Origin of the sequence: Methylophaga sp. UBA5088 (assembly GCF_002414625.1) — a bacterium.
Classification (GTDB): domain Bacteria; phylum Pseudomonadota; class Gammaproteobacteria; order Nitrosococcales; family Methylophagaceae; genus Methylophaga; species Methylophaga marina.
In genome coordinates, this window is the sequence record NZ_DIAC01000099.1 from 18,082 (window position 1) to 18,680 (window position 599).

Annotated in this window: 1 protein-coding gene; it reads left to right on the forward strand. The window is 44.9% G+C overall.

The window, feature by feature from the left end; all coding sequences use genetic code 11:
* Positions 1–543 (forward strand): sigma-70 family RNA polymerase sigma factor (locus B4K20_RS12500; protein ID WP_289283129.1); only part of this gene is annotated, 543 nt, incomplete at its 5' end.
* Positions 544–599 lie beyond the last annotated feature (56 nt).

Genomic DNA, 599 nt, shown 5'->3' on the forward strand with positions numbered 1-599 from the left:
ACGATAATGTATCTCATTATCAATTGTCACGTAATTCTATTCATAATGGCTGTGCAATCGCTGGAATCGCTTTATACAGAACATCAAGACTGGCTTCAGGGCTGGATCCGTTCTCGTTTAAATCATGTTGAGCACGCGCAAGATTTAACGCAGGAAACCTTTATCAAGATATTGATGAAGGGGCGTGAGCATGAGTTGAACTCACCTAGAGCATACTTAAGCAGTATTGCGCGTGGTTTGCTGGTGGATTTTTTTCGTCGTCGTACAGTAGAGCAGGCTTATCTCGATGCGCTGGAAATAGAACCAGAGCAACATACGATGTCTGCAGAGCAACACCATCTCATTATCGATACCTTGTTACAGATTGAACATATGCTGGATGAGATGAGTGAGCGCGGACGACAAATTTTCCTACTCGCTCAGCTGGATGGGCTGTCATTTGCTGAAATCAGTCGGCGCTTAAATGTTTCCGTGGCGACTGTTCGTAAGCATTTTATTCGAGCGATGGCGCAGTGTTTGTTATTGGTTGAGGACTCACCATGAAACTCACCGAAGATATCTTAACGCAGGCCGCCAGTTGGTTTGTGGATCTTCGAAGT